Source organism: Streptomyces sp. NPDC044106 (genome assembly GCF_056433985.1).
This window is the reverse complement of record NZ_JBWKFZ010000014.1, coordinates 68,740-89,952: the sequence shown is the minus strand read 5'-3', so window position 1 is coordinate 89,952 and position 21,213 is coordinate 68,740. Positions and strand designations below refer to the sequence as shown.

Genomic DNA, 21,213 nt, shown 5'->3' with positions numbered 1-21,213 from the left:
CGGTGGACGCCGAGGATGTACGTCAGACAGCCTGGCCCGCGTGTCGACACCTTCCCTCTCCGCACTGCCCATCCGCCGACTGACGCCCCGCGACCTGCTGGCCTGCGCCGACTTGTCCGAAGACCGGGGCTGGCCACGTGAAGAACACAAGTGGGGTCTGCTGCTTTCGGCCGGAACGGGCTACGGCATCGATGCCCCCGAAGGAAACGGCCTGATCGGCGCCTACGTAGTGACCCAGTACGGCCCTCGGGAGCACCCCGGTCTGGCCGCGATCGGCATGGTCCTCGTCGCCGAGCGGTACGCCCGTCGGGGCATCGGCCGTCGGCTGATGGAGTACGCCGTCGGGGCAGCGGGTCCTACCCCTCTGACTCTCCACGCGACACCGTACGGCCGTCCTCTCTACCAACAGCTCGGCTTCAAGGTGATCGGCCGGGCCGAGATGATCAGGGGGCACTTCGCCCCTGTGGGACCACTGCCCGCGCTCGCCACCCGACCGGCCACCGCGGAGGACCTGACCGCCATCCTCCGGCTCGACACCGAGGTCCTGGGGCTTGATCGCATGCATGTGATCACCCGGCTACCCGCCTTCACCGACCAGCTTCGGGTAGCGGAGGCCGACGGCGAGCTCGTCGGCTACGCGGGCGCCTGGCCCAACATGGAGACGCATGTCGTGGGTCCGCTCGTCGCGCGGGACACCGAGACAGCGAAGGCTCTCATCGCCTCACTCGCCGTCGGCACCGACCGTCCGCTGCGTACCGACATCGACGTACGGCACGAAGAGCTGCTGTCGTGGCTGAAGGAGAGCGGCCTCGAATCCGTCGCTCACAACGCCGTGATGGCGTACGGGACACCTGAGCTGCCCGGCGACTGGACCCGCCGTTTCGCACCGCTGACGGTGGCGGCCTGCTGAGCCGACCGCCGCGACACGGAAAGGCCTGCCCCCCAGCAACGTCTGGGAGCAGGCCTTCTCTCGTACGTCTGTTACCCCTTGTAGGAGGTCGTACGTGCCTTACGCGAGGGCCTCCACGGCCCTTGTCGCGAAGCCGTGGTCCTGCTCGGGCACACCGCCGCCGACTCCGACGGCGCCGATCAGGCGGCCGTCACGGTGAACCGGTACCCCGCCCGCGATGAAGAGCAGGGGGCGGTCGAGTGCGGTGGGAAGGGTGTGGAAGAGGCCGCCGGGCTGGACCGCGTCCACGAGGTCGGCGGTCGGTGCGTTCAGCTGCAGTGCCGTGTACGCCTTGCGGGTGCTGGTCTCGCCGGAGATCAGGACGGCCCGGTCATCACGCCGGAAGGCGATGAGGTGGCCGCCCGCGTCGAGGACGGTGACGCTGACCGTGGCACCGGCTGCCTGGGCCGCGCGGCGGCCCGCGTTGACGAGTACCTCGGCGTCATCGGTGGTCAGCGGGACAACGGCGGTGGTGGTGCTCATGAAGGTTCTCCTGCGAAGTGATGCTTGGGGGACGGAGGGTGTGGGGTCGGAACAGTGGGGAGGGCCGAGCAGGCAGGGGGAGGGAGTCAGTGGTGGACCGGCGTCCGCTGCTCGACGGGCGCGGGTGTCGCACCGGCCACGACGAGACCGGCGCTTGCGGAGCGACGCTCCAGGGCGGCCGAGACGAAGGCCAGCACAAGGGCGGAGGCGGCGAGTACCGCGCCGACCCAGTTCGGAGCGGTGTAGCCGAGTCCTGCGGAGATGACGAGCCCGCCGAGCCATGCCGACAGCGCGTTGCCCAGGTTGAATGCGCCGATGTTGACCGCGGAAGCGAGCGTCGGAGCGCCCGAGGCGTGGTCGAGGACGCGCTTCTGCAGAGGCGGCACGGTCGCGAAGCCGAGGGCCCCGATCAGCAGGACGGTCACGGCGGCCGCGATCTTGTTGTGCGCGGTGAAGGTGAACAGGCCGAGCACCAAGGCCAGGGAGCCCAGGGTCACGTACAGCATCGGCATCAGCACGCGGTCAGCGAGCCGCCCGGCGACGAGGTTGCCGCCGACCATGCCGAGCCCGAAGAGGACGAGCAGCCAGGTGACGGAGGAGTCCGCATAGCCTGCGACATCCGTCATCATCGGCGTGATGTAGGTGATGGCCGCGAAGACGCCGCCGAAGCCGAGGACCGTCATCGCCATGGCGAGCAGCACCTGCACATTGCGGAAGGCACCCAGCTCATCGCGCAGCCGCACGCCTTCGGACTTGGGCAGGTCCGGCACGAGCTTGGCGATCCCGACGAGGCCGAAGACGCCCAGGGCTGCCACGATCACGAAGGTGATCCGCCATCCGATGGCCTGGCCGACGAGCGTGCCGAGCGGTACACCGACCACGTTGGCCACGGTGAGGCCCGAGAACATCATGGCGATCGCTCCGGCCTTCTTCTCGGGGGCGACCAACTCGGCCGCGACGACCGAGCCGATGCCGAAGAAGGCGCCGTGGGCGAGTGAGGCGACGACACGGCCGGCCAGCATCACACCGAAGACGGGGGCCACGGCGGAGAGCAGGTTGCCGAGGACGAAGAGGCCCATCAGGAGCATCAGCATCCGCTTGCGCGGGATTCGGGTGCCGAGGGCGGTCATCAGGGGGGCGCCGAGTACGACGCCGAGGGCGTAGCCGGTCACGAGGAAACCGGCCGTCGGGATGGAGACGCCGAAGTCACCCGCGACCTCGGGAAGTAGCCCCATGATCACGAACTCCGTGGTCCCGATCCCGAAGGCCCCGATCGCGAGGGCCAGAAGCGCGAGTGGCATGGATCTACCTTCCAAACGATTGCAGGTGCGCCTTACATGCGTTCACAATAGTTGCAGGCGCTGTATATTTGCAAGCGATGGATATTGCATCGGTGGACTACTCTGGGTACAACCGCTCCGGGACGGAGGAACAAGAGCCATGACAGCGACAGACCCCGCACTCACCGGGCTCGCCCAAAGCTGGTGCGCCCTCTCCTTGCTCCACGGCAAGATCGAGGCGCGCGTCGAGCGCGCCCTCCAGGCCAAGCACGGCCTGAGCGTGCGGGAGTACAGCCTCCTCGACGTCCTCAACCGCCAGCACGACGGTGAGGGCGGCCATCTGCAGATGAAGCAGGTCGCCGACGCCGTGGTCCTGAGCCAGAGCGCGACCACCCGCCTGGTGACCCGGCTCGAGGAGCGTGGCCTCCTGTCCCGCTACCTGTGCCCCACCGACCGCCGCGGCATCTACACGGACGTCAGCGAGGCCGGTGCCGCACTGCTCGCCGAGGCGCGTCCGACCAATGACGCCGCCCTGCGCGAGGCCCTCGACGAGGCCGCACAGAGCCCGGAGCTGGCCCCGCTGGTCAAGGCCGTCGAAACGCTGCGTGTGCCCGCGTAGGCTGCGGCCATGGGAGATCTTGAAATCCGCCCTGCCATAGCCGCAGACCTGGCCGCCATCGTGGAGATGCTCGCCGACGACCCCTTGGGCGCCGCACGCGAGTCTCCGGACGACCTCGCTCCGTACGTCACGGCGTTCGAGCGTCTGGCCGCCGACCCGAACCAGCACCTGGTCGTCGCCGAGCGCGAGGGGCGTGTCGTCGGCACACTCCAACTCACGATCGTTCCGGGGCTTTCCCGGAAGGGTTCCACCCGGTCGATCATCGAAGGCGTGCGCGTTCACGCAGATGAGCGCGGGAGCGGACTCGGTACGCGCTTCATCGAATGGGCCGTCGAGGAATCCCGCCGCCAGAACTGCCAGTTGGTACAGCTGACGTCGGACGCCACCCGCACCGACGCCCACCGCTTCTACGAGCGGCTCGGCTTCTCGGCCTCCCATGTGGGCTTCAAATTGCAGCTCTGAGACAGCGCTCGCCCGCAAGGTGTTTCACGTGAAACACGACGAGGCGGCTTGTTTCACGTGAAACAAGCCGCCTTGTCGCACTGTGCCGCCCCTCAGGCCCCCGAAGTGTGAGGGCTGTCTACGGGAAGCCGCGCCACCCCTGCGGGTGCACCCCGCCAGGAACCGGCACCCCCTCGTCGTACGGCTTCCGCGTGAAGACGAACGACCCCAGGTCGAGGTGGCTCACCGAGCCGTCCTGCCGCCGTACCGCCTGCAGCAGCTCCCCCGCGTAGTAGCCGTTCAGGCCTGTCCAGGTCCCGTCCCCGTTGGACCGGAACCGGGCCTGGCGCCCCGCACCGGCGAGCGGGCCCATCTCGACACCGCCGTCGGCCGTCAGCCGGAGCGCGAGCACCTGAGTCCCCCAGTACCAGGGCCCCGCCAACTCCAGCGCGTTTCGGTCGACTTCGGTGAGCGGCCGCCACGGCTCAGGAATACGGGGCTCGGCGTCGGCCACGATCTTCAACAGCTCCACGGCCACCGCCGCCACCTGCGGACCCGAGGTGCAGTTGGTGAGGGTGACCGTGACCAGACCATCCGCCTCGCTCACCCACAGAGCAGCCAGGAAACCCGGCAGAGACCCGCTGTGTCCGGCCAGGCTGCCCCTCTCCCACCGCAGCAGATCCACTCCCAGGCCGTACGCCCTGTCCCATTCCCCCGCCTGCGACGGAGCCGACGGCGTCCGCATCTCCCGTACGGACTCCGCGCAGAGAACCCGGTCGTCCCCCGAGACCAGGAAGGCTCCAAAGCGTGCCAGGTCGGCCGCGGTGGACCACAGTTGCCCTGCCGGGGCCATCAGGCCCAGGTCCTCGACGGGCTCGGGCATCATCACGTCCGCCCAGGGATGGACGGCGAAACCACCCGCGTGCGGTGCCTGAGGCTGCGCACTCGTACGGCTCAGGCCCAGCGGCTCAAGCACCTCGCGGCACAGCACCTCCTCCCACGGAGCTCCTCGCAACGCCTCCACCAGCGAACCGAGCAACGTATAGCCGGGATTCGAGTAGTGGAAGCGGCGTCCCGAGGGGTGCTTGAAGGGGTCCTGGCCCAGGACATCGGCGAGTTCCGGACGCGTCGATCCCGGTGTGCGCTCCCACCACGCGCCGGGCGTCTCGGCGGCCAGGCCGCCGGTGTGGGAGAGGAGTTCGGCGATGGTGACCTCCCCCACGCCGGTCTCCGGCAGATGCTTCTCCAGCGGGTCTCCCAGATCCAGCAGGCCCTCGTCCCGCAACCGCATCACCAGTACAGCGGTGAAGGTCTTGGTGATCGAGCCGATGCGGTACTGGACGTTCTCGTCCGGCTCGTGCCCGTCCACCATGCTGCGGCCACCGCTCCACACCAGCTCGCCGTCCCGGGCCACCGCGGCGACCAGCGACGGGGTCCGGCCCTCCGTCTGCGCGGTGGCGATGCGGTGCAGCAGAGCTCGGCGGGTGGACGGGAGAAGCTCTTCATGGGGTGTTGTCATGGGACCAGTTCACCCGGCGGTCGTGGCTGAGTCGAGCGAATTCGTCCCCGTGCCCCCTCAGCCCTCCCACGGCATCGAGCCCGCGATCCGCCGCGTGGTGATGTTGATCCGGTTGAGCATGTTGGTCAAGCCGACGGCGAGCACGAGCGCCGCCAGTTCCTGCTCGGTGAAGTGCTTCGCCGCCTCGTCCCAGACCTCCACCGGCACCGGATCGCTCCGGTCGGCCAGCCGGGTGGCCGCCTCCGCGAGAGCGAGGGCAGCACGCTCCGCATCGGTGAAGCAGGGGGCGCTGCGCCAGGCAGCCACCGCCGAACACCGCTGGTCGGTGACGCCCGCCGCCCCGGCGCTTCGCGCACTGCCGTCCACACAGACGCTGGATCCGTTGATCTGACTCACACGCAGCTGCACCAGCTCGATCGTCGCCTGGGGCAGCCCTTGCTTCCTGACGACCTTGGACAGGATCAGCAAGGCCGTCGTGGCCTCCGGGATGATCACGGCGGGGTTCCGCATACGAGCCTGCATTGAGTGTTCTCCTCAAGCGTCTGCCCAGCGCCGCTGTCTTACTCAGAAGCGCCGTGGTGGTCCGTCACTGCACCGACGAATCGCGACGCGGGAGTGTGAGCGGCGGCGTGGTGACCCGGGGGGCCTGGCCGCTGCCCGGGTACCACCGCGCGAGGCGTACGGCTCGTCGCCGGGCCCGGAGGCGCACCCGAACCCGCGTTCCCCGTGAGTGCGGCACTCGGCACTCGGTGCACCCGAACCCGTCCCTTGACCTTGCGTGCACTCCAGGTCCTAGCGTCCGTGCATGATCACCGAACAGCAGAGACTCGGAAGCGGATTCGGGGCCCGCAGCACTGCCGACGACGTTCTCGCGGGGAGGGATCTGGCAGGCACCACGGCCCTGGTCACCGGCGGGTACTCCGGTCTCGGGCTCACGACCACCCGCGCGCTGGTCCGTGCGGGCGCGCACGTCATCGTCCCCGCCCGCCGCCCCGAGGCCGCTGAGGAGGCCCTGCGCGGCCTGCCTCATACAGAGGTGCAGGCCCTCGACCTCGCCGATCTGGACAGCGTCCGCGTCTTCTGCGAACGCTTCCTCGAATCCGGCCGCTCCCTCGGCATCCTCATCAACGGCGCCGGAGTGATGGCCTGCCCGGAGACGCGCGTCGGCCAGGGCTGGGAAGCGCACTTCGCCGTCAACCACCTCGGTCACTTCGCGCTGACCCACCGCCTGCGCCCGGCCTTCACACCTTCCGGTGTCCGTGTAGTGGCCGTCGCCTCATCCGGGCACTTCCTGTCCGACATCCGCTGGACCGACCCCCACTTCCGCGCCGGCTACGACCGGTGGCTGGCATACGCCCAGTCCAAGACCGCCAACGCCCTCTTCGCCCTGCACCTCGACCGCCTGGGCAACGACCACGGCGTCAACGCGTTCGCCGTGCACCCCGGCAGCATCCTCACCCCGCTGCAGCGCCATATTCCGCGCGCGGAGTGGTTCGCTCAGGGCTGGGTGACCCAGGACGGCACTCCTGCCGAGGGTTTCAAGACACCGGAGCAGGGTGCGGCGACAGCGGTCTGGGCAGCGACCTCACCTCTGCTGAACGGTCACGGAGGCGCGTACTGCCAGGACTGCGACATCGCCGAACCGGCAACCACCGACGACATGCTGATCGGCGGCGTCAAGCCCTGGGCCGTGGACCCCGACGCGGCCTCCCGGCTCTGGGACCTCTCCTGCGAACTCACGGGCGTCAGCGCCTTCTGAACCCCGACAGGCAGACAGGGAAGGCGGGAGGGGCCGGGTCACCTGCGCGCCGCGGTGTCGGAGGGCAGTTCGGCGAAGCGGTCCCGGTAATCGCCGGCGAAGCGGCCAAGGTGCGCGATCCCCCACCGGTAGGCGATCGCGCCGACGGGATCGTCGGAGGCGAGGATCTCCTCTCGGATCCGGTCGAGCCGCAGGTCGCGGACGTAGGACATGGGCGAGATGCCGAGCCTTCCCCGGAACGTGGAGCTGAGCGTCCGCGGGCTGCACTTTGCGGCACTTGCGATGTCGGCGAGGCTGATGCGCTCGCTGACGTTCGCTTCGATGAACGCGAGGGCTGTCCGCAAGGAGCGCGGGTAGCCGGGCCGCGGACCGTCGTGCAGTTCGCCGGTGTGCGAGTGCGGCTGGGCCAGGAGCAGAGCGGTGACGAGGCAACGCAGCTGGCTGCGCTGCAGATCCGCGCGTTGGAACAGAGGGTCTCCCGAGTCCAGCTGTTCGAGGAGGGAACGGACCAGCAGACGTACCGCCCGGCCTTTGGGCTCGGCGAGGTCGAGGGCCAGCTCGAAGCGCACGGTGGACCTCGGCGTACGCCCGGTCAGCGCGGCGAATTCCTGGTCGACCAGGGCGGCATCGATCCTCAGCCCCAGAAACCCCGACCTCCGGCTCGGCAGGGGCCGCAATTCCTGGATGTCTCCGGGGTTGGCGACTCCTGCCGTCGTCTCGTCGAGCATCGCCCGCAGGCCGCCGCACGATGCCGAGAGGGCACCGGACAGGCCGATGTTGACAAAGTAGGAGCCGCGGGCGCGGCCCTCGGCCGGGGCGACTCGCACATTGAGTGGCGAGACGAAGTAGCCCACCGCGAAGTCGTGTGCGGCGACGCCGCGCAGTTCGTGTTCGCCGCCGCACAGCTCGTCCAGGGGCGATGTGGCGATCGAGCCGCCGAACAGGCGGGTGGCGGCGTTGAGGAGATCGGCGGGGTTTCGCGACCTGGTGATGAGGTGGTTGCGCAGCGGCGTCGACACGATGGTGGGGTCACCTCCCGAAGGAGTCCATTCTCCGTCGTCCGTACGGCCATCCGCCGGGACGCATCGGGGCACCCTTCGCACCGGCTGGTCACACGGGCTCTGCCATGAGCCGGTGGCAGGAATCGACCAGCGGATACGTCTCGTGGTGGCGCCGCGCCTGCTCCAGGCGGGCGACCGCCACCGAGGTCTGCACGAGCGTTCGGCACCGTCGCGCGCGTCGTCCTGTGAACGCCTGGAGTCCCACGGCGACCGACTCGTGCCGCCCGAGTTCCCGCGCCAGTACAAGCCCGTCCTCGATGGCCAGAGCAGCGCCACTGGCCATCTGAGGCGCGGGCGCATGCGCGGCGTCCCCGATGACCACACCGCCACCCCGGTGCCAGTCGCCCTCCAGGAACGCCGTGAGCACCGGACGGCGCACCACCGCTTCCGGGACGGAGACCAGGGAGCGGATCTCCTCCATCCGGCCCGGGAAGGCCTCAAGGAGTCGCCGCAGACGCGGGGCGAGTTCGGCGTCGGGCAGCACGCTCTGCTCTACGCCGTTCTCCGTCAGGAACATGTACGCCTGCGTGTTCGAGAGGGGCACGAGTCCGGCCGTGTCGGTCTTCCCGGCAAACTGGTGGATACCCCTGGCCCACCGCGGGCGTGGCACCAGAGCCCGCCAGACCATTTGCCCGTGAAAATCGAGCGAGGTCTCGAGTCCCAGGAGGCCCCGCACCGACGAGCGGATCCCATCCGCGCCCACCAGCAACGCGACCCTCCGGACCGCTCCGTCCGACAACCGCACGCGGACCAGCTCACTCTCCTGATCCACCGCGGCAACGGTGACTCCATGGCGTACCACTACGCCACACCTCTCGGCCTCCGCGTACAGGATGCGGTGCAACACGGGGCGTGCGATGCCGACCATCGCCGGCTGGTACGCACCGAGCAGGCGCGGCAACCGGACCACGCCCGCGGGCTCCCCGCGCATGTCCACGTGCGTGATCGTGCTCATGCCGTATCCCTCGGCCAGACACGCGTCGGCGAGACCCAGCTCGTCCAGCGCACGCAGCGAAGGACCGGTCAGGCACAGTCCCCATCCGGAAGGAGCTTGCGACGGACCGATCTCGGCGATCTCGACCTGCCACCCGTCGCGTGCCAGAGCGGTGGCGACTGTCAGACCAGCCACGCCCGCACCCACGATCACGGCCGTCCGCGCGCCGCGACAGCTGTACATGAACGCCTCCAGGCTTCGATTTCCTCCGCTTGCCTCGCAACCGTAGGGCGCGTCGGCGCTCTGCCTCATCCACATCGGGCGGCGGCCATCCGTTCTCGGCAAGCGGTCATCCCAGGGGAACGCCCGAGCCGGCCGGCGCCCGCATCTCCACTCGCTCCAGTGATCCAAGCACTTTCATCCACCAGTACGGACAACCCTCTTGCGCAATGGTCAAGGAGTGTTGACCATTGGTGCATGCCTACTGACGATCTCCCCGAGACGCTTCACGTCACCACTGACGAACAGCTGCGGGCCGTCTCCAATCTCACTCGCCACCGGATCATGGCCGTCCTCCGCTTCGAGCCCGCGACGATCACGCAGATCGCCGAGCGGGTGGGCCTGGCGAAAGGGAGTTCCAGCTACCACGTACGACTGCTCGAACGGGCCGGCCTGGTGAAAGTGGTGCGGACGCGGAAGGTCCGGGGGGTCACCGAGCGGTACTACGCGATGGCCGCACGGTCGATCGTGCTGCCGGAACCGGGCGAGGGAGGCCCGGATGTGCTGATGCGGCATGCGGTGGCGGACCTGGAGGCATCGTCGGCGGAAAGCGAGCGGCACGTACGGATGGCGCATCTGCGGCTCACCGAGGAGCAGTTCGCGGAGCTGGGGGCGCGGTTGCAGGCGCTGGCAGACGAGTACCGGGAGCTGTCCGACCCGTCACTGCCGGACGCGTCTCTCGTCTTCGCCCTCTTCCACCCGGCACCGCGTCAGCAGACCGAAACAACCGCCAAGTCCGAAGGGGACGCCACGTGACCTCAAGCGTTCGAAAGCTGCCGGCCGGGTTCGGACGGCTGTGGACCGCGCAGACGGTGTCCTCGCTCGGTGACGGAGTGACACATGCCGCGCTGCCGCTGCTCGCGTTGACGTTGACGCGGAATCCGATGGCGCTCGCCGTCGTCACGGCCGCAGGAACACTGCCGTGGCTGCTCTTCGGGGCGCTCGGCGGTGCGCTGGTGGACCGCTGGGACCGTCGGCGCACGATGTGGGTCGCGGACGCGGCACGTGCGGTGCTGCTCGCGATACCGGCGGCAGCAGCCGCGCTCGACACGCTGAGCGTTCCCCTGCTCGCAGCCGTCGCCTTCCTCCTCGGCCTCGGCGGGCTCTTCTTCGACACGGCCGCCACGGCCTACCTGCCGGATCTGCTCGGCCGCGCCCCCGCGCTCCTGGAACGCGCCAACTCCCGCCTGCGCGGCACCCAGACCGCCGCGTCCGGCTTCGCGGGGCCGCCCGCAGGCAGTGCGCTCCTCGCACTCGGTCGGGCGGTTCCGCTGCTCGCCGACGCGGTGTCGTTCGCGCTCTCCGCACTGCTCGTACGGTCGTTGCCCGCCACCCCGCGGTCCGCACCGAAGGCCCGCGAGTCGCTGCTGCGGCAGGCGCGGGCCGGCGCCTCGTATGTCTTCCGGGACCGCGTCCTGCTCGGGCTCGCACTGCGTCCGGCGGTCGGAAACGTCGCCTTCCTCGCCGTGGAGACCGTGCTCGCCCTCTTCGCGCACGAACGTCTCGGCATCGACACCTTCGGCTTCGGCCTGCTCCTGACAGCGGAGGCCACCGGCGGTCTGCTCGGCGCGGGCATCGCCTCCTTCCTCGGCCGACGACTCGGCACCGGCACCGCGCTGACCTGCACGGCCGCGGTCGAAGGGCTGGCCATCCTGGGCCTTGCCGCCGCCCCGAACCCTTACGTGGCCGGGCTCGCGCTCGCCATCTGCGGGGCCGGCATGGGCGCCACGATGGTGCTCGGGCCCTCTCTCCGGCAGGCGATCGTCCCCGCCCATCTGATGGGCCGGGTCGCCTCCACCTCCCGCATGCTCGCCATGTGCGCCGCCCCGTTCGGCGCCTTCCTCGGCGGCTGGCTGGCCACCACGTACGACGTACGCACCCCGCTCTACGCCGCCGCCGGCCTCCTGCTCACCATGACCGCCGTGACGGCGACCATGACCAGCAACCGCCGGGTCGAGACGGCGCTGCGTGACGCTGCCTCGTACAGCAGCTCAGGGCACCCGGAACCCGAGGCTCCCGTGCGGGAGATTGCGCCCGAAGTGCGATAGCCCGTCCCTGGATCAGGTCTGGGCCATGTCCACGAAGCGTGAGTAGTGGCCTTGGAAGGCGACCGTGATCGTCGCCGTCGGGCCGTTACGGTGCTTGCCCACGATGATGTCCGCCTCACCCGCGCGAGGTGACTCCTTCTCGTACGCGTCCTCGCGGTGCAGCAGGATCACCATGTCCGCGTCCTGCTCGATCGAGCCGGATTCACGGAGGTCGGAAACCATGGGCTTCTTGTCCGTACGCTGCTCGGGGCCACGGTTCAGCTGCGAGAGCGCGATCACCGGCAGCTCCAGCTCCTTGGCCAGGAGCTTCAGGTTTCGCGACATGTCCGAGACTTCCTGCTGACGGCTCTCGGACCTCTTGGAACCGCCCGACTGCATGAGCTGCAGATAGTCGATGACGACGAGCTTCAGGTCGTTGCGCTGCTTGAGGCGGCGGCACTTGGCGCGGATCTCCATCATCGACAGGTTCGGGGAGTCGTCGATGTAGAGCGGGGCGGCCGAGACGTCCGGCATGCGCCGGGCGAGGCGGGTCCAGTCATCGTCGGTCATCGTGCCGGAGCGCATGTGGTGCAGCGCCACCCGGGCCTCGGCGGACAGCAGACGCATCGCGATCTCGTTGCGTCCCATTTCGAGCGAGAAGATCACGCTCGGCATGTTGTGCTTGATCGAGCAGGCCCGCGCGAAGTCCAGGGCCAGCGTCGACTTACCCATGGCGGGGCGGGCCGCGATGATGATCATCTGGCCGGGGTGCAGGCCGTTGGTGAGCTGGTCGAGGTCGGTGAAGCCCGTCGGGACACCGGTCATCTCCCCAGAGCGCGACCCGATCGCCTCGATCTCGTCGAGCGCGCCCTCCATGATGTCGCCGAGCGGCAGGTAGTCCTCGGTGGTGCGCTGCTCGGTGACCGCGTAGATCTCGGCCTGGGCGCTGTTGACGATCTCGTCGACGTCGCCGTCGGCCGCGTAGCCCATCTGCGTGATGCGCGTGCCGGCCTCCACCAGGCGGCGCAGCACCGCACGCTCGTGGACGATCTCCGCGTAGTACTCGGCGTTCGCCGCGGTCGGGACCGTCTGGACGAGCGTGTGCAGATACGATGCGCCGCCGACCTTGGTGATCTCACCGCGCTTGGTGAGCTCGGCGGCCACGGTGATGGGGTCGGCCGGCTCGCCCTTCGCGTAGAGGTCGAGGATCGAGGCGTAGATCGTCTCGTGCGCGGGCCGGTAGAAGTCGTGGCCCTTGAGGACCTCGACGACGTCGGCGATGGCGTCCTTGGAGAGCAGCATGCCGCCCAGCACGGACTGCTCCGCGTCGAGATCCTGCGGCGGAACGCGCTCGAACGACGTGCCTCCGCCGTCCCAGCCGCTCTCCCGGCCACGATCGTGCTGCTCGTCACGGCCCCGGCCTCCGTCGCGGCGCTGACGGGAGACGGGCAGACGGTCACTGGGACCGCTGTCGGCCCAGGGGTCGTCCAAAGGCTCGGAAATACTCACCGGGCCACCTCCTCCCGTCCGCCGAGCGGACCTCGCCGTGCCCCTCTTTCCTACGGCACGACACTGACAAATAAGGGGTCCCAACTCCGGTTCTGACGCGTCGGTTTTACGCGGTTTCCGAGGTCGCACGAGGAGGCGGGCGCCGGACCACGGTAGGCCTGTGGGCACCGTCAGCCAATCTGGTTATCCACAGGCGGTGTGGATGACGGACCCTACGCTGTGGAGAACCTCCCCAAACCTGTGCACGGCCCGGTGGACAGCCCTGTGAACAAGCCCTCAGCAACTCCACGAAAACGCTGCTGACCTGCACTTTCCCCATCCACTGGCTGTGCAGAAGAAAAACTTTCCCGGTCGGACCAAGATCGTTGCAAACCACGCAGGGCAGCATGCTCCCGGACGGCTCGCGTAAGGGTCTCGTAGGCATTGCATCTCTTACCTGTGGAAGATTAGATTGGCACCCATGACACAGGCTCCCGCGGCATCCAAGACCGCCCGGCGACGGCATGACCGAGAGATCATCTCGCTCGCCGTTCCCGCTTTCGGCGCGCTGGTCGCCGAGCCCCTCTTCGTGCTGGCCGACAGCGCCATCGTGGGGCACCTCGGCACCGCGCAGCTCGCCGGTCTCGGTGTCGCCTCGGCGCTCCTCACCACCGCGGTGAGCGTCTTCGTCTTCCTCGCCTACGCCACCACTGCCGCCGTCGCCCGCAGGGTGGGTGCCGGGGACCTCCCGTCCGCCATTCGCCAGGGCATGGACGGCATCTGGCTCGCGCTGCTCCTCGGTGCCGTCGTCATCGCCCTCGTCCTGCCCACCGCTCCCGCCCTCGTGGAACTCTTCGGCGCATCGGACACCGCGGCCCCGTACGCCGTCACCTATCTCCGGATCTCCTCGCTCGGCATCCCCGCCATGCTCGTCGTCCTCGCCTCCACCGGTGTCCTGCGCGGCCTGCAGGACACCCGGACCCCGCTGTACGTCGCGGTCGGCGGGTTCATCGCCAACGGCGTCCTCAACGTCGGCCTGGTCTACGGCGCCGGCCTCGGTATCGCCGGCTCCGCCTGGGGCACCGTCATCGCCCAGTGCGGCATGGCCGCCGTGTACCTCTTCGTCGTCGTACGCGGAGCACAGCGCCACGGCGCCTCGCTGCGTCCCGACATCGCCGGGATCCAGGCCTGCGCCCAAGCCGGTGCGCCGCTTTTGGTCCGCACGCTCTCGCTGCGGGCCATCCTGATGATCGCGACCGCCGTGGCCGCCCGCCTCGGGGATTCCGACGTGGCCGCCCACCAGATCGTTCTCTCCCTGTGGAGTCTGCTGGCCTTCGCGCTCGACGCCATCGCCATCGCCGGGCAGGCGATCATCGGACGCTATCTGGGCGCCGATGATCCGGACGGCGCACGCGCCGTCTGTCGCCGGATGGTCGAGTGGGGCATCGCCTCGGGTGTCGTCCTCGGGTTGCTGGTCGTCCTCGCCCGGCCGTTGTTCATCCCGCTCTTCACGGGCGACGCCGCCGTCCAGGACGCGGCACTGCCCGCCCTCGTGGTGGTGGCTCTCGCCCAGCCCGTCTGCGGCATCGTCTTCGTCCTCGACGGCGTCCTGATGGGCGCGGGCGACGGGCCCTACCTCGCCTGGGCCATGATCATCACGCTGGCTGTCTTCACACCGGTCGCCCTGCTCGTGCCGGTCTTCGGGGGAGGCCTGACAGCGCTGTGGGGAGCGATGACGCTGATGATGGCGGTACGCATGCTGACGCTCTGGCTGCGCTCCCGCTCGGGCCGCTGGATCGTCACCGGCGCCACGCGCTGAGCGGCCGTCCTGAAAGCGTCGTCGTTTCCTGGTAGGGGCAGTTCCCGAGGTGCTGTTTCACGTGAAACAGCACCTCCCAGGAAAGACGATGGGCCGCACCCCGAGGGGTGCGGCCCATCGCTTCGTTTCAACTCTGCCAAGCGCAGTGCTTAGGCGGAGACGACCTCGACGTTGACCTTCGCGGCAACCTCGGGGTGCAGACGCACGGACGTCGTGTGGGCGCCCAGCGTCTTGATCGGCGCGCCCAGCTCGACACGGCGCTTGTCGACCTTCGGGCCACCGGCAGCCTCGATCGCCGAAGCGATGTCAGCCGGAGTGACGGAACCGAAGAGACGACCGGCGTCGCCGGAGCGGACGGCCAGACGGACCTTGACGCCCTCGAGGCGGGCCTTGATCTCGTTGGCCTGCTCGATGGTCGCGATCTCGTGGATCTTGCGAGCACGACGGATCTGCTCGACGTCCTTCTCGCCACCCTTGGTCCAGCGGATCGCGAAGTTCCGCGGGATCAGGTAGTTGCGGGCGTAGCCGTCCTTGACGTCTACGACCTCGCCGGCGGCGCCGAGGCCGGAGACCTCGTGGGTGAGGATGATCTTCATTAGTCGGTCACCCTTCCCTTATCGCGCGGTGGACGTGTAGGGCAGCAGCGCCATCTCACGGCTGTTCTTCACGGCCGTGGCGACGTCACGCTGGTGCTGCGTGCAGTTGCCGGTCACGCGGCGGGCACGGATCTTGCCGCGGTCGGAAATGAACTTCCGCAGCATGTTCGTGTCCTTGTAGTCCACGTACGTGACCTTGTCCTTGCAGAAAGCGCAGACCTTTTTCTTCGGCTTGCGCACAGGCGGCTTCGCCATGGTGTTTCTCCTGTGTGATCAAGAAGTGGGGTTCGGCCCACCCTCGGCCCGAAGGCCTGAAAGCCCTGAGGCTTAGAAGGGGGGCTCGTCCGAGTAGCCGCCACCGGAGCCGCCGGAGCTTCCGCCCCAGCCGCCACCGCCGCCGCCCTGCTGCTGACCGCCAGCGGCCGGCGCACCGGTCGCCCAGGGGTCGTCGGCGGGAGCACCGCCGCCACCCTGCTGCTGACCGCCACCGGGGCCACCGCCCCAGCCGCCGCCCTGCTGGCTGCCGCCACCGCCGCCGTAATTACCCTGGCCGCCCTGGCCACCGCGACCGGTGGTCTTGGTGACCTTGGCCGTGGCGTTCTTCAGGCTGGCGCCGACTTCCTCGACGTCCAGCTCGTAGACCGTGCGCTTGATGCCCTCACGGTCCTCGTAGGACCGCTGCTTCAACCGGCCCTGCACGACGACGCGCATGCCTCGCTGAAGCGACTCCGCGACGTTCTCCGCCGCCTGACGCCAGACCGAGCAGGTCAGAAAGAGGCTCTCGCCGTCCTTCCACTCGTTCGTCTGACGGTCGAAGGTGCGGGGGGTGGACGCGACACGGAACTTCGCGACCGCCGCACCGGAGGGGGTGAAGCGCAGCTCGGGGTCGTCGACAAGATTGCCGACGACCGTGATGACGGTCTCGCCTGCCATGGGGGAACCTCTCGGCGGGTTTGCTGCTGGCTGCTTGTTGCTGCTACTCGATTCCCGGGTGCTGCTGAGCTAGAGAGCTCAGTGCATCTCGGGACGGAGGACCTTGGTCCGGAGGACCGACTCGTTCAGGTTCATCTGGCGGTCGAGCTCCTTGACGACCGCAGGCTCGGCCTGCAGGTCGATGACCGAGTAGATGCCCTCGGGCTTCTTCTTGATCTCGTACGAGAGACGACGACGGCCCCAGGTGTCGACCTTTTCGACCTTTCCGTTGCCCTCACGGACGACGGAGAGGAAGTTCTCGATCAACGGGGAGACAGCGCGCTCCTCGAGATCGGGGTCGAGGATGACCATCACTTCGTAGTGACGCATGTGGAACCCACCTCCTTTGGACTCAGCGGCCACGGTCGTTCCGTGGCAGGAGGGTCGTGATGCGTACGCAACGGTATCGGCCGCCACTGACAATCGGCTCCCGCGAACGGGGGCTCATGCTGTGGCCAGGGCAGACACCGGTGCAGACGGTACAGAGTACCCGCACCGAGGCTTCCGGTTGAAATCCGGCTGCGGACGGGCAGAATCTGTACACATCGGGTGTGTATGGCGCTACGATGCGCCGCCTCACGCAGGAGGTGCCTCACATGGCACAAGCAATGCGACCGAACACCGCCACCTCTCTCTTCGCCTCGGACGGCAAAGCCCATCCGTTCCAGGACGCGCTGGTCGGCGTGACACTGGTGCTGGGGGTGATCGCCTTCGTGACGGCGATGTTCCACAACCTCCATCTGCTCAGCTCGTGGGCGGGCCTGGTCGGGATCGCCACCGGCGCGTACGGCCAGTTCATCTCGGTGACCACGCGCGAGCGCTTCGGCCTGATCCTGGGCCTCGGCGCCTCGGCGGTCGGCTTCTTCCTGGGCATGGCGCACGGCGGACTCTTCGGCGGGATCGTCGGCTGACGGCCTTCCCGGCCCCGGTCGCGCAAGCGGGCCGGGGCTCGGAGTTCCGTACGCCCAGACGGGGCGCTCGCAGGGCGCAGTAGGCTTCGGCGCGAGAGCCGGAGCCCCTGAACCCATGGGGACACACCAGCCCGAGGAGCGCCCCGAATGAGTCTGACCCTGAGGACCATCAGTCGCGAGCAGCATCTGGCGTATATCCAGACACTGCCGTCGGCGAGTCATTGCCAGGTCCCGGCATGGGCTGACGTGAAGAGCGAATGGCGCTCGGAGAACCTGGGCTGGTTCGACGACCGGACCGGTGCGCTGGTCGGCGTGGGCCTGGTGCTCTACCGGCAGCTGCCCAAGCTGAAGCGGTACCTCGCGTACCTCCCCGAGGGCCCGGTCATCAACTGGTACGCCCCGAACCTCGACGAGTGGCTGCAGCCGATGCTGGCGCATCTGAAGCAGCAGGGCGCCTTCTCCGTGAAGATGGGTCCGCCGGTCGTGATCCGCCGCTGGGACGCTCCGGCGATCAAGGCAGGCATCCAGAACCCGGACGTGAAGCGGCTGCGGGACACCGAGGCCACCTACATCGAGCCGCGTGCCTTCGAGGTCTCCGACCGGCTGCGGCGGATGGGCTGGCAGCAGGGCGAGGACGGCGGCGCCGGCTTCGGTGACGTACAGCCCCGCTTCGTCTTCCAGGTGCCGCTGGCCAACCGCTCCCTGGACGAGGTCCAGAAGGGCTTCAACCAGCTGTGGCGGCGCAACATCAAGAAGGCCGAGAAGGCGGGCGTCGAGGTCGTCCAGGGCGGTTACCAGGACCTCCCCGAGTGGCAGCGTCTCTACGAGATCACCGCAGTGCGCGACAAGTTCCGCCCGCGGCCCCTCGGCTACTTCGAGCAGATGTGGCGGGCCCTCAACTCCGAGGATCCCAACCGCATGCGGCTGTACTTCGCACGGCACAACGGCGTGAACCTGTCGGCCGCGACGATGCTCGTCGTCGGCGGGCACGTCTGGTACTCCTACGGCGCCTCGGACAACATCGGGCGTGAGGTCCGGCCCTCGAACGCGATGCAGTGGCGGATGCTCCGCGACGCGTACGCCATGGGGGCAACGGTCTATGACCTGCGCGGCATCTCCGACTCGCTGGACGAGACCGATCACCTCTTCGGCCTGATCCAGTTCAAGGTCGGCACCGGCGGCGAGGCCGCCGAGTACATCGGCGAGTGGGACTTCCCGCTCAACAAGCTGCTGCACAAGGCGCTGGACATCTACATGTCGCGCCGCTGATCCCGCACAATTTCCTTCCATACCTCTGATACACCGCAGACACGAGAAAGGTTCCGGGATCCAGCCATGGCGCTCACGCTCTATGTCGACACCGCGCGCTGGCGGGCACACCAGAAGCACCTGCTGGAGCAGTTTCCGGGCATCGTCCCGGTCTGCAAGGGCAACGGTTACGGCTTCGGTCACGAGCGCCTCGCCGAGGAAGCCACGCGCTTCGGCTCCGACATCCTCGCCGTGGGCACCACGTACGAAGCCGCCCGGATCAAGGACTGGTTCAGCGGTGACCTGCTGGTCCTGACCCCGTTCCGGCGGGGCGAGGAGCCGGTGCCGCTGCCCGACCGCGTCATCCGCTCCGTGTCGTCGCTCGACGGCGTGTACGGCCTGGTGGGCGCTCGTGTCGTCATCGAGGTCATGTCCTCGATGAAGCGGCACGGCATCACCGAACAGGAGCTTCCGCAGCTGCACGCGGCGATCGAGGACGTGCGCCTCGAAGGTTTCGCGATCCACCTGCCGCTGGACCGCACCGACGGCTCCGACGCCGTCGAGGAGGTCATCGGCTGGATGGACCGCCTGCGCGCGGCCCGCCTCCCGCTCCACACGATGTTCGTCAGCCACCTCAAGGCCGGTGAACTCGCGCGTCTGCAGCAGCAGTTCCCCCAGACCCGCTTCCGCGCGCGCATCGGCACGAACCTCTGGCTGGGCGATCACGAGGCCACGGAGTACCGCGGCGCCGTCCTCGATGTCACCGCCGTCGCCAAGGGTGACCGCTTCGGCTACCGCCAGCAGAAGGCCGCGTCCGACGGTTGGCTGGTCGTGGTCGCCGGCGGCACCTCGCACGGTGTCGGCCTTGAGGCTCCGAAGGCGCTCCACGGCATGATGCCGCGGGCCAAGGGCGTGGCCCGGGCGGGCCTCGCGACCGTCAACCGCAACCTCTCGCCGTTCGTCTGGGCGGGCAAGCAGCGGTGGTTCGCGGAGCCGCCGCACATGCAGGTCTCGATCCTCTTCGTGCCCTCCGACGCGCCGGAGCCGAAGGTCGGCGAGGAACTGGTGGCCCATCTGCGGCACACCACCACGCAGTTCGACCGGATCCTCGACCGCTGAGAAGAGGCGCCCTCAGCGCGGGTAACGCAGCGGCAAGCGGAAGGGCCGGTACGACTCACCGTCGTACCGGCCCTTCCGTCTGACTGGCGAGCCGCAAAGCCGCCCCGTCGTCCACTCGCCGCCCCCTGTTCGCTCTGAGCGAAACCTAGGGCAGTCTCAACGCGACGGATCCGTCACAGAGCCCCACTTCACGACGGGCGCCACAGTGGAGCACAGCGAAGTGCGTGCGGCACGGCCCGTGTACCCCAGGACGAAGACGTCCTCGGTCCCGTCCAGGACACCCCCCGAAGGGTCATCGTCCCCGGCCCGCCGCACCGTGTCGCGCTCCGGCATCAGGATGTCGCGTACGACCACGGCACACAGATACAGCGTGCCCAACAGGTGCACGACGATGGCCAATTGGTAGCCCTCGGTCGGCAGCCCCTTATGGGCGTCCCCGCTCGTCGTGTACGCCAGGTACATCCAGATCCCCAGGAAGTACGCGACCTCACCCGCCTGCCAGATCAGGAAGTCGCGCCAACGCGGGCGGGCGAGCGCGGCGAGCGGAACCAGCCACAGGACGTACTGCGGTGAGTAGACCTTGTTGGTGAGGACGAAGGCGGCGACCACCAGGAAGGCGAGCTGCGCGAAGCGCGGACGGCGCGGCGCGGTGAGCCCGAGCGCACCGATGCCCAGGCAGGCGAGGAGCATCAGGACCATCGCCAGGGTGTTGACCGTGTCGGTGGACAGCGGGGAATCCATCCGCTGGGAGAGGATCAGCCAGAAGGACCCGAAGTCGACGCCGCGCTCCTTGCTGAACGTATAGAACTTCGACCATCCGTCGCCCGCGAGCAGTATCACCGGAAGGTTCACGAGCAGCCAGGTGCCCACCGTGCCGAGCAGGGCCGTCCCGAGTTCCCGCCATCGACCGGCCCGCCAGCACAGGATCAGCAGGGGGCCGAGCAGCAGCACGGGGTAGAGCTTGGCGGCCGTCGCGAGCCCGAGGAGCACGCCGAAGGCGAGGGTGCGCGAGCGCGCCCACATCAGCATCGCGGCGGCCGTGAGAGCGACGGCGAGCAGGTCCCAGTTGATGGTGGCCGTCAGCGCGAGGGCCGGCGCGAGGGCGACGAGCAGCCCGTCCCAGGGGCGGCGCCGGTGGGTGCACGCGACACAGATGGCGAGAACCGCGGTGCAGACCATCAGCATCCCGGTGTTGACCATCCAGTAGATCTTCTCCTGGTGCTGGATGGAGCCGCTGCCAGGCGTCACCCAGGAGGCCACCTCCATGAACGCCCCTGTCAGGACCGGGTATTCGAGGTACTCCATGTCGCCGGGCAGCCGGTCGAAGTACGGCACGAGACCGTCGGCGAAGCCGCGTCCCTGATAGAGGTGCGGGATGTCGGAGTAGCACGCGTGCGTGTACTGCGAGCTCGCTCCGAAGAACCAGGCGCCGTTGTAGCACGGCATCTTCTGGACCATGCCGAGCGCGAACATGCCGAGGGCGAGGAGCGTGATGACACGGACGGGTGTCCACCAGCCCGCCGTGAACAGCACTCTTCTGCCGGCCGGGCCCCCGAGCAGCTCACTGCCGGCCCGGGCGACCTGATCCTCCTTGGTCGGCCGTACCGGCTCCTGCGGGCTCACAGATTCGTACGCGCTCGTGTGCGCCGTCTCTGCACCAGGGTTTGCACTGTGGGGGTCTGCGCTGGGCATGCCCGCCATCCTGCCGT

Annotated in this window: 22 protein-coding genes; 10 read left to right on the top strand and 12 right to left on the bottom strand. The window is 68.8% G+C overall.

All coding sequences use genetic code 11. The annotated features are described in order from the left end of the window. The first annotated feature begins 40 nt into the window (after positions 1-40). Positions 41-910, top strand: coding sequence for a GNAT family N-acetyltransferase (locus tag AC07DI_RS25705; protein WP_384254471.1), 870 nt, complete (start codon positions 41-43; stop codon positions 908-910). Between the two features lie 99 nt (positions 911-1,009). On the opposite strand, the gene AC07DI_RS25700 is transcribed toward AC07DI_RS25705, so the two are convergent. Together AC07DI_RS25700 and AC07DI_RS25695 are read right to left on the bottom strand one after the other, a co-directional pair. Then, positions 1,010-1,432, bottom strand: a complete 423-nt coding sequence (locus AC07DI_RS25700) for a GlcG/HbpS family heme-binding protein (RefSeq protein WP_478906255.1) — start codon at positions 1,430-1,432, stop codon at positions 1,010-1,012. An 86-nt stretch (positions 1,433-1,518) separates the two neighbouring features. Next, positions 1,519-2,733, bottom strand: a complete 1,215-nt coding sequence (locus AC07DI_RS25695) for an MFS transporter (protein ID WP_478906254.1) — start codon at positions 2,731-2,733, stop codon at positions 1,519-1,521. A gap of 139 nt (positions 2,734-2,872) precedes the next feature. On the opposite strand from AC07DI_RS25695, the gene AC07DI_RS25690 reads away from it, so the two are divergent. Together AC07DI_RS25690 and AC07DI_RS25685 are read left to right on the top strand one after the other, a co-directional pair. Further along, complete coding sequence (locus tag AC07DI_RS25690) at positions 2,873-3,331, top strand: MarR family winged helix-turn-helix transcriptional regulator (protein WP_384254464.1); 459 nt, start codon at positions 2,873-2,875, stop codon at positions 3,329-3,331. A 9-nt stretch (positions 3,332-3,340) separates the two neighbouring features. After that, on the top strand, positions 3,341-3,793 hold the full coding sequence (locus AC07DI_RS25685; RefSeq protein ID WP_478906253.1) for an N-acetyltransferase family protein: 453 nt from the start codon (positions 3,341-3,343) through the stop codon (positions 3,791-3,793). 118 nt (positions 3,794-3,911) lie between these two features. Here the strand turns inward: AC07DI_RS25685 and AC07DI_RS25680 are convergent, their stop codons facing one another. Both AC07DI_RS25680 and AC07DI_RS25675 read right to left on the bottom strand, forming a co-directional pair. Next, the gene (locus tag AC07DI_RS25680) at positions 3,912-5,291 is read right to left on the bottom strand and encodes a serine hydrolase domain-containing protein (RefSeq protein ID WP_478906252.1); all 1,380 of its coding nucleotides are present in this window, start codon (positions 5,289-5,291) and stop codon (positions 3,912-3,914) included. 57 nt (positions 5,292-5,348) lie between these two features. Further along, the gene (locus AC07DI_RS25675; protein ID WP_478906251.1) at positions 5,349-5,813 is read right to left on the bottom strand and encodes a carboxymuconolactone decarboxylase family protein; all 465 of its coding nucleotides are present in this window, start codon (positions 5,811-5,813) and stop codon (positions 5,349-5,351) included. Positions 5,814-6,096: 283 nt separating this feature from the next. Between AC07DI_RS25675 and AC07DI_RS25670 the strand changes: the two genes are divergently transcribed. Continuing rightward, entirely contained in the window at positions 6,097-7,050 is a 954-nt protein-coding gene (locus tag AC07DI_RS25670; RefSeq protein WP_478906250.1) for an SDR family NAD(P)-dependent oxidoreductase, read from the top strand. A 38-nt stretch (positions 7,051-7,088) separates the two neighbouring features. On the opposite strand, the gene AC07DI_RS25665 is transcribed toward AC07DI_RS25670, so the two are convergent. Together AC07DI_RS25665 and AC07DI_RS25660 are read right to left on the bottom strand one after the other, a co-directional pair. After that, positions 7,089-8,069, bottom strand: a complete 981-nt coding sequence (locus AC07DI_RS25665) for a helix-turn-helix transcriptional regulator (RefSeq protein WP_478906249.1) — start codon at positions 8,067-8,069, stop codon at positions 7,089-7,091. Between the two features lie 91 nt (positions 8,070-8,160). Beyond that, on the bottom strand, positions 8,161-9,288 hold the full coding sequence (locus AC07DI_RS25660; protein WP_478906248.1) for an FAD-dependent monooxygenase: 1,128 nt from the start codon (positions 9,286-9,288) through the stop codon (positions 8,161-8,163). Between the two features lie 234 nt (positions 9,289-9,522). Here AC07DI_RS25660 and AC07DI_RS25655 point away from each other — a divergent pair, with 234 nt between their 5' ends. Both AC07DI_RS25655 and AC07DI_RS25650 read left to right on the top strand, forming a co-directional pair. Continuing rightward, on the top strand, positions 9,523-10,080 hold the full coding sequence (locus AC07DI_RS25655; protein WP_478906247.1) for an ArsR/SmtB family transcription factor: 558 nt from the start codon (positions 9,523-9,525) through the stop codon (positions 10,078-10,080). Further along, positions 10,077-11,372 carry an MFS transporter gene (locus AC07DI_RS25650; RefSeq protein ID WP_478906246.1) on the top strand — a complete coding sequence of 432 codons (1,296 nt, stop codon included), beginning with the start codon at positions 10,077-10,079 and terminating at the stop codon, positions 11,370-11,372. Before AC07DI_RS25655 ends, AC07DI_RS25650 begins: the two co-directional genes overlap by 4 nt. 12 nt (positions 11,373-11,384) lie before the next feature. On the opposite strand, the gene dnaB is transcribed toward AC07DI_RS25650, so the two are convergent. Next, the gene (dnaB, locus tag AC07DI_RS25645; protein ID WP_384254418.1) at positions 11,385-12,860 is read right to left on the bottom strand and encodes a replicative DNA helicase; all 1,476 of its coding nucleotides are present in this window, start codon (positions 12,858-12,860) and stop codon (positions 11,385-11,387) included. Between the two features lie 460 nt (positions 12,861-13,320). On the opposite strand from dnaB, the gene AC07DI_RS25640 reads away from it, so the two are divergent. Continuing rightward, complete coding sequence (locus AC07DI_RS25640; RefSeq protein ID WP_478906245.1) at positions 13,321-14,658, top strand: MATE family efflux transporter; 1,338 nt, start codon at positions 13,321-13,323, stop codon at positions 14,656-14,658. A 149-nt stretch (positions 14,659-14,807) separates the two neighbouring features. Here the strand turns inward: AC07DI_RS25640 and rplI are convergent, their stop codons facing one another. The 4 genes from rplI to rpsF form a co-directional block, all read right to left on the bottom strand. After that, entirely contained in the window at positions 14,808-15,254 is a 447-nt protein-coding gene (gene rplI / locus AC07DI_RS25635; protein WP_384254413.1) for a 50S ribosomal protein L9, read from the bottom strand. Between the two features lie 18 nt (positions 15,255-15,272). Further along, positions 15,273-15,509, bottom strand: coding sequence for a 30S ribosomal protein S18 (gene rpsR / locus AC07DI_RS25630; RefSeq protein WP_003949403.1), 237 nt, complete (start codon positions 15,507-15,509; stop codon positions 15,273-15,275). Between the two features lie 72 nt (positions 15,510-15,581). Next, a complete protein-coding gene (locus tag AC07DI_RS25625; RefSeq protein ID WP_478906244.1) occupies positions 15,582-16,187 on the bottom strand; it encodes a single-stranded DNA-binding protein in 606 nt (201 codons plus the stop codon). 78 nt (positions 16,188-16,265) lie between these two features. Further along, positions 16,266-16,556 carry a 30S ribosomal protein S6 gene (gene rpsF / locus AC07DI_RS25620; protein WP_016644628.1) on the bottom strand — a complete coding sequence of 97 codons (291 nt, stop codon included), beginning with the start codon at positions 16,554-16,556 and terminating at the stop codon, positions 16,266-16,268. 266 nt (positions 16,557-16,822) lie between these two features. Between rpsF and AC07DI_RS25615 the strand changes: the two genes are divergently transcribed. The 3 genes from AC07DI_RS25615 (at position 16,823) to AC07DI_RS25605 (ending at position 19,504) form a co-directional block, all read left to right on the top strand. After that, a complete protein-coding gene (locus AC07DI_RS25615) occupies positions 16,823-17,137 on the top strand; it encodes a hypothetical protein (protein ID WP_384254409.1) in 315 nt (104 codons plus the stop codon). A 147-nt stretch (positions 17,138-17,284) separates the two neighbouring features. Next, entirely contained in the window at positions 17,285-18,406 is a 1,122-nt protein-coding gene (locus AC07DI_RS25610) for a lipid II:glycine glycyltransferase FemX (RefSeq protein WP_384254406.1), read from the top strand. A gap of 66 nt (positions 18,407-18,472) precedes the next feature. Then, positions 18,473-19,504 carry an alanine racemase gene (locus AC07DI_RS25605; protein ID WP_384254404.1) on the top strand — a complete coding sequence of 344 codons (1,032 nt, stop codon included), beginning with the start codon at positions 18,473-18,475 and terminating at the stop codon, positions 19,502-19,504. Positions 19,505-19,660: 156 nt separating this feature from the next. On the opposite strand, the gene AC07DI_RS25600 is transcribed toward AC07DI_RS25605, so the two are convergent. Further along, positions 19,661-21,205: a glycosyltransferase family 87 protein gene (locus AC07DI_RS25600; protein WP_478906382.1), complete on the bottom strand. Its 1,545-nt coding sequence runs from the start codon at positions 21,203-21,205 to the stop codon at positions 19,661-19,663. Positions 21,206-21,213 lie beyond the last annotated feature (8 nt).